The organism is Xanthomonas albilineans, assembly GCF_002939705.1.
Taxonomy (GTDB): Bacteria; Pseudomonadota; Gammaproteobacteria; order Xanthomonadales; family Xanthomonadaceae; genus Xanthomonas_A; species Xanthomonas_A albilineans.
Genome location: NZ_MDCB01000010.1, coordinates 149,029 through 157,634 on the forward strand (window position 1 = coordinate 149,029; position 8,606 = coordinate 157,634).

At 63.1% G+C, this 8,606-nt stretch carries 3 protein-coding genes and 1 pseudogene; 1 reads left to right on the forward strand and 3 read right to left on the reverse strand.

What is annotated here, in order from left to right; translation table 11 throughout:
- Positions 1-15 precede the first annotated feature (15 nt).
- Positions 16-150: pseudogene (locus tag XalbCFBP2523_RS10660) on the reverse strand (IS3 family transposase); the annotation flags it as partial.
- Positions 151-736: 586 nt separating this feature from the next.
- Between XalbCFBP2523_RS10660 and XalbCFBP2523_RS10665 the strand changes: the two are divergent.
- On the forward strand, positions 737-1,669 hold the full coding sequence (locus tag XalbCFBP2523_RS10665) for a helix-turn-helix domain-containing protein (protein WP_249027723.1): 933 nt from the start codon (positions 737-739) through the stop codon (positions 1,667-1,669).
- Between the two features lie 344 nt (positions 1,670-2,013).
- Here the strand turns inward: XalbCFBP2523_RS10665 and XalbCFBP2523_RS10670 are convergent, their stop codons facing one another.
- A complete protein-coding gene (locus XalbCFBP2523_RS10670) occupies positions 2,014-3,810 on the reverse strand; it encodes a thioesterase domain-containing protein (RefSeq protein ID WP_045765519.1) in 1,797 nt (598 codons plus the stop codon).
- Positions 3,811-4,055: 245 nt separating this feature from the next.
- The coding region (locus tag XalbCFBP2523_RS10675) for a non-ribosomal peptide synthetase (protein WP_146084073.1) at positions 4,056-8,606 on the reverse strand (4,551 nt) is incomplete at its 5' end.

Genomic DNA, 8,606 nt, shown 5'->3' on the forward strand with positions numbered 1-8,606 from the left:
CTTGGGTTCTGTCTTTGTCTCGGTCAGCGCGTTGTCGCAGCTGTCGCCTGTGCTGTCCACGGAAGGTTCGATGTCCGTCTCGGCCAGGCGTTCGCTGTAGCGCATGGAGACGTACTGGCTGCCGCGGTCACTGTGATGCACGAGCTCGCCTTCGCCCGCCGACCGCTACGATGGGTGCTGGTCCTTGGTGTCAAAGACCATACACATCGCGCGCTCGATCACCTCGGGGGAATACTTCGGTGACTTCCTCATCTTGGCTCCATTCTCAATCGAAGGAGCCTCCTCGAAATCCGGGGGGATTCACTGAGCCAGTCTGCTTCGCCAATGTCAAGCTGCGATGACAAGTGCGCCTGGATTTCTGTGCATACGCAACTGTCATTGTCGGATCGGTGGCGTACCGCATGTCAGTCGTAGCGCGGCTTGACGAAATCCTGCCAGGAGCAGCAAGACAGGGTCAGTCGGATATGCGGAAACATTTATAATTTATTTTATTTTTATGGAATTTATATTTATATAGTGAAATTTGTGTTTCGGTACAAATTTCTTGTGCGAAACTTGTCATAAGAGAGACGCAATTTTTGTATAGCATCCGCCGCCCAGAACCTGACTTCTGAGGCCGGATGAGATGGCGAAGACATGCCGAGTGCAGCGAGTGCAGATGGAGCCTTTTCGTGGAGTGGTGGAAGCACGACCTGCTTCTAAGTCGCGCCCCTTCGATTCATTTTTTACTTCGCAAGTGCATCCTGGCGAACGCGTGCCGCGCTGGCTTGACTGGATGGCGCGCTCGATCGGCGTGGATCGGCCTGGCGTACGGGCGCGGCGCAAATTTTCTTTTTCGCCTCTGCAACCGGTATTCGACGGGTGTATCAACCAGCTACGCCTGGGAAATGTGCACCTTGCCAAGGTATTGGCGACAGGGCATGAATTCCATTTGACTTTGGCCGACAACGACGAAGAGCGGCCGCGCATCCTGGTGGCCCTGCAGCACAAAGGCGCGAGCCGGATGGTGTGCGATGGCGTCTCGACCGCACTGCGCGCGGGCGAGCTGGCGGTGTTGCAGGTCAATCGGCAGTTTTGTTTCGCCAGTCAAGCCAATGTCGAAAACTACTTTGTCTGGTTTGCGCAGCCGCGGCATGCGATGAAGCTGGTCGATGAAGTTGCCTTGCAGCGTCTGTGCGGACCCGCGCCGATGCAGCGGCTGGCATGTAGTCTGATCGAGCGCCTGTTCAGCGAACCGGGTTTATGCAATTCCGACAGCGAGCAATTCCTTGCGCAAGCCCTGACCAAGTTGCTGGAACTGACGTTCAAAGAGTCCAACGACGTGCAGCCACAATTGGAACCCAACCGGCCGTCGCGGGAGATGGTAGTGCAGTTCGTCGAACGCAATTTGCGTGACCCGGAGCTTTCTCCGGAGAGCATCGCGCGTGCGCTGGGCTGGAGCAAACGCACGGTCTATCGGGCGTTCAAGGGCAGTGACGGCGAGAGTCTGAACAGTTATCTGTGGCGACGACGGGTCGAACAGTGCGCGCAGGAGTTGCGCGGGCCTGGTAACCAGAGCATCACCGGCATAGCCTATTCGTTCGGGTTCAGTAGTTCTCCACATTTCAGCCGCTTGTTCAAGCAGCACATGGGCGCCTCGCCGCTGCGGTATCGTCGCGGCGATCATTGAGTCAGCGCGAGTCGCCGATGGCAACCTGATTGCCACGAAGCTGGTGCAGTGTCGCCTTGGACGCAAGGCTCGCGCTCGCGGTTTCCGCACGCCCAGGTCATGAAGGTCGTGCGGCAACCGCGCTTGTGCGGCGATTGCATGCTTTGGGCATCGTCGCTTCGTCATCGTCCGCGCCGCTGCACGTGGTGGCTGCCCCTGATCGCGGAGGCCAAGCTGTTGCGGACATGCTTGCACTGTTCACAGATGCGTTTCCATCCTGCCTCACGCGATCACGATCTCCTGCTGTGCCGGTGGGGGGGGGGCGGATGTGCCGTGCCGGCAACGCCAAGTGCGCAGTCATGCGATCACCTGCCTGGGGCTGCCCTAGGGAGAGTGGAGGCGGTTGTGGCGCTCGGCGTGTCGCGCACGCTGGACATCCACCACTCGGCCAAGGTCTGGCTATGCGGTTTGGCAAGCACGGTCATGTGATTGCCTGGGCCGCGCCAAGGGCGCAGATCGGCGGCATGCGCGGCCCAGGCTTCGCTCAGGCCTTGATACGTGTCGGCCAGCTGCGTCTGTTCGTGTTGGGCGTTGTCGACAAGGACCAGATGCAAGGTCCCTGGATAGGGTTTGGCAGGAGTGTAGGTGGTCCGGCAGCAATGGGCGAACGTGGTCAGGCTGCCACGGATGGCCTCGCTGCGTGAGCGCTGCGGCATCAGGCCGTGTTTGACCATGACCCGATGCACCGATTGAATCAATGCATCCTGGCCTAGACGATGCAGTGCCTGGCGGTCGATGTTCAGTGGCGTCCGTACACGCATCTGCAACGCGTCGAGGAAATAGTCCACGATGATGTCGCGCTTGCAGTCGTGCGGAGCCAGGGCGCGATGCGGGGGGCGGGTGTCGATCAGGGTCAGGCTGGCTGGCGGGCGGCCGAGGGCATGCAGACGCAATGCCATCTCCAACACCACCCAGCCGCCGAACGAATGACCGATCAAATGCAGCGCAGAGGCGCTGTTCGCGATGCCGGGCAAGGCATCGAGATAGTGCTGTGCGGCAAGTTCCACCGAGCCGAACGGCGGGCAACTGCCATCGGTGCCGCGCGGCTGCATGCCGATCACATGGCAGCTCTGTCCCAGCGCGCTGCTCAGATCGACGAAACCGGTCATGCTGTCGCCCGCACCCGGTACACAGACGACCACGTGCGCCGTCGCGCGCCCCAGTTGCAGCGTGAATGCGGGTTCGTATGCCGATGTCGTAACCGTGGATTCGCACGCGCAGAGCGTGGCCGAGATGCATTGACCCAGGCCCGGTAGATGTTCGGCTTCGATCAGCGAGACATGCGTGCCGGGGACGGCCACCGATTGCACCTGGCGTGGCGGTAACAGTCGTGTCCAGCCGAGCGTCGTGTCCTCGGGAAAGGGCTCGGACGCATGGAATACCGTCAGTGGATAGTGCGGGGCAAGCCGCTGTGCCCAATACGTGGGCCACATCCGTTCGAACGTTGCGCGCATCCGGCTGGTGGTGAAGAGCTGCTCCAGGCTGGTCTGCTCGCGAGCGGCCAGCTCGTTCAACAGTCGATCCCCGTGAGCATGCGCGGCCAGTTCCTGCAACGATGCCTGTCCTGCTTTCGCAAGCAGGTCGTCGAACGCCGCTTGGAGGGCAGCGTCGTGGTCCGGTGTGCGCTGCAATAGCAGCTTCATGCGTGCGAGCAGGTGCTGTTTGGACGCGTCCTCCAACGTCATGGGATCCGGCGCGCGGTCAGGGTAGTCGCAATCGATCAGACCCAGGAAGGCCACCGGTGCGTCGTGCATACCCAAGTGCTGGGCGATGGCATAGGCGAGCAAGCCGCCGGAGGAGTAGCCGAGCAGGTGATACGGTCCGTGCGGCTGCACCGCCTGGATCATGTCGACCATCTGTGCAGCCAGCGTTTCCAGCATGGTCGGTAACGGGTCTGACCAGGGCAGTGCATAGACCGGGATGTCTGCGTCGAGATGATCTGCCAGCGCGAAGGCGTAGGCGATATCTGCGGCGTCGGTCGGCACCACGAATAGCGGCGGACGTGTCCCTTGGGAGCGGACGGCAAGCGCATGGCTGTCCCGTGCGGGGGTGCCGCCGACCAGAGGATCGGCCTGCTGACGTGAAGTGGGATATGCGAGCATGTGATGGAAAAAGTGGTGGGCGATTGGCAATCAGCGTCAACCATAGCGCTGTCGGCGAATATTCGCCAAGTTCGAAGAAGCGGCGCCAGCGCTGCCCCTCGCGTAGATGAATTCGTGCGATGTGTCGAAGCGCATTGTGATTACGCTTTTTCTCCGTTGCCGAGCGGGCGCGCTTGACTCAACGTGACACGCATTTGCCTGGCATAGGATGCATGCCAAGCAAGTGCGTGTCCGGGTCTTCGGGATCATTCGTAGTAACGGCTACGGTCCACCAATGCGGCGATCGGGGCGCTGGACGCGACGTTGCTGTCGGCCATCGCCGCGGCCATGCGTGCGAGTGTGGGCTCGGCGAAGAGTCGCGACAGTGGCAGTCGGCGTCCGAGTCTGGCTTGAATGCGCGTGGTCAGTTGCACTGCCAGTAGCGAATGGCCGCCGATGTCGAAGAAATTGTCGTGCCGGTTGACGTTGCCGACACCGAGCAATTCGCACCAGATCTGCGCCAGTGCACATTCGCTCTCGCCCTGGGGTGGTTCGACCTCGGCGATGCCACGCTGGGCGTCGTCGGGGATGGCTAACGCACGCACATCCACCTTGCCGTTGGGGGTCAGTGGCCAGGCCTGCATGCCCACGTAGGCATCCGGCAACATGTACTCGGGCAATGTGGCGGCCAGGTGGCGACGCAGTGCGCTCGGATCGGGCACCGATGTGGCATCGGCGTGGGTGCCGATCACATACGCCACCAGACGGCGTTGCCCGGGCACGTCCTCGCGCACGTGCACCAGCGCTTGACTGACCTCCGGATGGCGCTGCAGCGCTGCCTCGATCTCGCCGGGTTCCAGCCGGAATCCGCGGATCTTGCTCTGCGCATCGCCTCGGCCCAGGCATTCGAGCAGGCCGTCGACGCGCCAGCGGCCCAGGTCGCCGGTTCGGTACATGCGTGCTCCCGGTTCCTCGCTGAAGGGGTCGGGGACGAAGTGTTCGGCGGTCAACCCTGGTTGCCGTAGATAACCCAGCGCCAGGCCCAGGCCGGCGATATGCAGCTCGCCCTGCATCCCCACTGGCAATGCCTGACGATGTCGGTCGAGGACATGCACACGCAGATTGCCGATCGGTTTGCCGATCGGAATGCGCCGGCCATCGTCAGCCACGTCGGTCAGCGCCACGGCGGTGACGAACTGCGTGGTTTCGGTCGGGCCGTAGGTTTGCAGCAAGGTTTGTGGTGGAGTGTCGCGCAGTAGTGTGGCGAGCGCCTGCGGATCGGCGATGTCACCACCGGTGATCAGATAGCGCAACGTCGGCAATTCGCGCGCCAGTTCGCTCGCATAGGCACGCAGCACGCCGGCGACCAGGATTAGCACGGTGATGGCGTGGTGGCGGGCGAAGTTGGCCAGTGCACTCGGGTCGAGCATCACTTCCTGGGGCACGACGACCACGCTGCCACCGCTCAACAACGGCGCCCACACTTCCAGCGTGCTGGAGTCGAAGGCCGGGTTGGACGCGAACGCGAAGCGGTCGTTCGCCTGCCAGCTGGCGTAGTTCGGATCGCGCACCAGGTTGAGGACGCCTTGATGCGGAACCATTACACCTTTGGGCGTACCGCTCGAGCCGGAGGTGTACATGACATAGGCTGGCGCGCAGGCCGGTAGCGGCGGCGCCGCGAACGGTAGAGCCGCCATTGTGTCCAGAACGATCGGCACACAGGGCGCGTTCGCCCATGGTGGCGCCTCGCCGGGTGCGTGCACGATGGCGCGCGCCTGACAGATATCGGCCAACTGGTCGTGTCTGGCCGCCGGTTGCTGCGGATCCAACGGCACATACGCCGCGCCCGCCTTGAGGATGCCGAGTTGCGCGGCCACCAGCGCGGCACTGCGCGGCAGTAGCGTCGCCACGCACGCGCCCGGGCTTACGCCGGCCTGCACTAATTGTTGTGCAATCCTGTCGCTGTACGCGTCCAGTTCGGCGTAACACAGGTGGTGCGTGCCGTCGATGACGGCGACCGCGTCCGGTGTGCGGTGGGCTTGCGCCTGGAACGCGCTATGCAGCGTCGTCGGTGCCTGCAACGGGGATGTCGTGCGGTTCCATTGCTGCAGCAAGTGCCATTGCGTCGCATCCAGTAGCGGGTGTCGGTCCACCGCTAATGTCGGTGCATCGACCAGTGCGGCCAGCAAGCGTGCGTAATGCGCCAGATAACCCTGCATGGTGCTGCGATCGAACAGTGCCGTGGCGTAACGCAGCATGCCGCCGATCCGCGAGGGTGCAATCTGCATGTCCAGCGACAGGTCGAATTGGGCGACGCGATGGTCGTTCGGGTAGGCGCGCAGTTGCAGCTCTGGCAGATCGAGGGCGCGGGACGGCGTGGTATCGGACGAGAACATCGCTTGGCACAACGGTGCATGCGCCAGGCTGCGCACTGGGCGTACCGCTTCGATGATGCGCTCGTAAGGGATATTCTCGTTGGCCTGCGCCGCCAGCAGGTTGCTTTGAACCTGCTCCAGCAATGCCACGAAGCTTGGTCGAGCCGACAGGTCGATGCGCAGTGGCAAGGTGTTGACGAAGAAGCCGATCAGCGGTTCCAGTTCGCTGCGGCGACGGCCGGCCGACGGTGTGCCGATCACCAGGTCGGTTTGGCCGCTGTAGCGCGTCAACAGCACGGCCCACGCCGACAGCAGCAGCGCGAAGCTCGTGGTGCCTTGCTCCAGAGCCAAGGCATGCACACGCATGCTCAGGGCTTCGTCCAGTACCAGTTCCACATCGTCGCCAGCCGTGTCCTGTACTGGCGGGCGTGGACGATCCGTCGGCAATTCCAGCACCGCTGGGGCATTGCGCAACTGGGCGCACCAATACTCCAGTTGGCGCTGTTGTTGCTCGCCATCGACCCAGCGACGTTGCCAGGCGGCGTAGTCCGCGTATTGGATCGGCAATGGCGGCAGTGGATCGGGCGAATCGCTGACGAACGCCGTATACAAAGTGCCTAGTTCCTCGATCAGCACGCCGATGGACCATCCATCGGAGATGATGTGATGCATGCTCAGCAGCAGCACATGCTCGTGTTCGGCTAGGCGCAGCAGGCGGCCACGAATCAGTGGCCCGTTGGCGAGGTCGAAACCGGTACTGACTTCGGCGTGTGCATGCGCACGCGCGGCGGCTTCCGCATCTGGCTTTTTGCTCAAGTCGATCAAGTGCAAATCCAATGCAAATGGCGCCGCGACGATCTGGCATGGGACGTCGTCCACGCTTGAAAAGCGTGTGCGCAAGGCATCGTGGCGGGCGACGATGCGATCCAATGCACGGCGCAATGCCGGGACATGCAGCATGCCGCTCAAGCGCACGCCGCCATGCATCAGGTACGTGGTGCCGGTGCGTGGGTCGAGCTGGTTCAAGAACCACAGCCGTTGCTGCGCGAAGGACAGTGGCAATGGCGCGCTACGGTCGGTTGTCACGATGGACGGCAGCGTGCTGGTGGCGGCGTTGTCCAGCGCCTGGGCCAATTCGGCCAGACGTGGCTGGGCGAACAACGTGGCCAGCGGCAGTTCCAATCCCAGCGCGCTGCGGATGCGCGAGATCAGCCGCACGCCCAGCAACGAATGTCCACCGAGGGCGAAGAAGTTGTCGTGGCGACCGACCTGTTCGACACCCAGCAACTCGCGCCAAAGGTCGGCCAGTTGTGTTTCTCGTTCGCCTTCGGGCGCCACATATGCTTGCATTACGCGCGCGTCGGCGTCCGGCGCTGGCAGGGTGCGACGATCCAGCTTGCCATTGGCAGTCAACGGGAGCGTTTCCAGGTGCACATAGGCCGTCGGCAACATCGCCTCGGGCAGGCGATTGGCCAATTGACTGCGCAGGCGCTCGGCGCTGTGCACGTCGGCATCGCCAACCACATAGGCCACCAATCGCGGTTCGCCCGGGTGGTCCTCGCGCAGCAACACGACGGCATCCTGCACGCCCGCGCAGGCGCGTAGCGCGGCGGCGATTTCGCCCAGTTCGATGCGGAACCCGCGTAGTTTGACCTGGTCGTCGTTGCGGCCGACATAATCGAGCGTGCCGTCGGGACGCCAGCAGGCGATATCGCCACTGCGGTACATGCGTTGGCCGGGCTGTTCGGCGAACGGGTCGGGGACGAAACGTTCGGCGGTCAGATCGGGGCGGCCAAGATACCCGCGCGCCAGCTGTGGCCCTGCGATATGCAGGTGACCGGCAACGCCGATCGGCGCGTGTTGTCCGTAGGCATCGAGGACGTACAGGCGCAGATGCGCAATCGGTTGACCGATCGGCACGCGCCCGTTCGGCGCATGCGCATCGTCTGCGGTGGTCGTGTGGACCGCACAACCGACCACGGTCTCGGTCGGGCCGTATTCGTTGATCAGCCGGGTATGGGGCGCGAGGGTCTGCCAACGGGCCAGCGTGGCCGCCGGCAGCGCTTCGCCGCCGATCACCATCACTGACGGGCTCAGCGGTGTTGGATGGTCGGCCAACTGCTGACCGAGCACTTCCAGATGCGCCGGGGTGAGCTTGACCAAGCCCAGCGGAGTCGGATCGCACAGGCGTTGCCGCAAGGCATCGAGGGTGTCGTGTTCGGGCAGCAATTCGACCTGCGCACCGCATAGCAACGGGGCGAACAGGCTGGTCAAGGTGGCATCGAAGGACAGCGACGAAGACACCACCGCGCTGGGAGTTGGTCGATAGTGTTCCACAGCCCATTGCAGGTAATGCGCGGCACCGGCATGGGTGAGCAAGGTGCCCTTGGGTTGGCCGGTGGAACCGGAGGTGTAGATGACGTAAGCCAGATTGTCCGGACA

Bases quoted from the DNA above. Each gene is read 5' to 3' on its own strand.
- XalbCFBP2523_RS10670 (WP_045765519.1), bottom strand. From the start codon at position 3,810: ATGCTCGCATATCCCACTTCACGTCAGCAGGCCGATCCTCTGGTCGGC.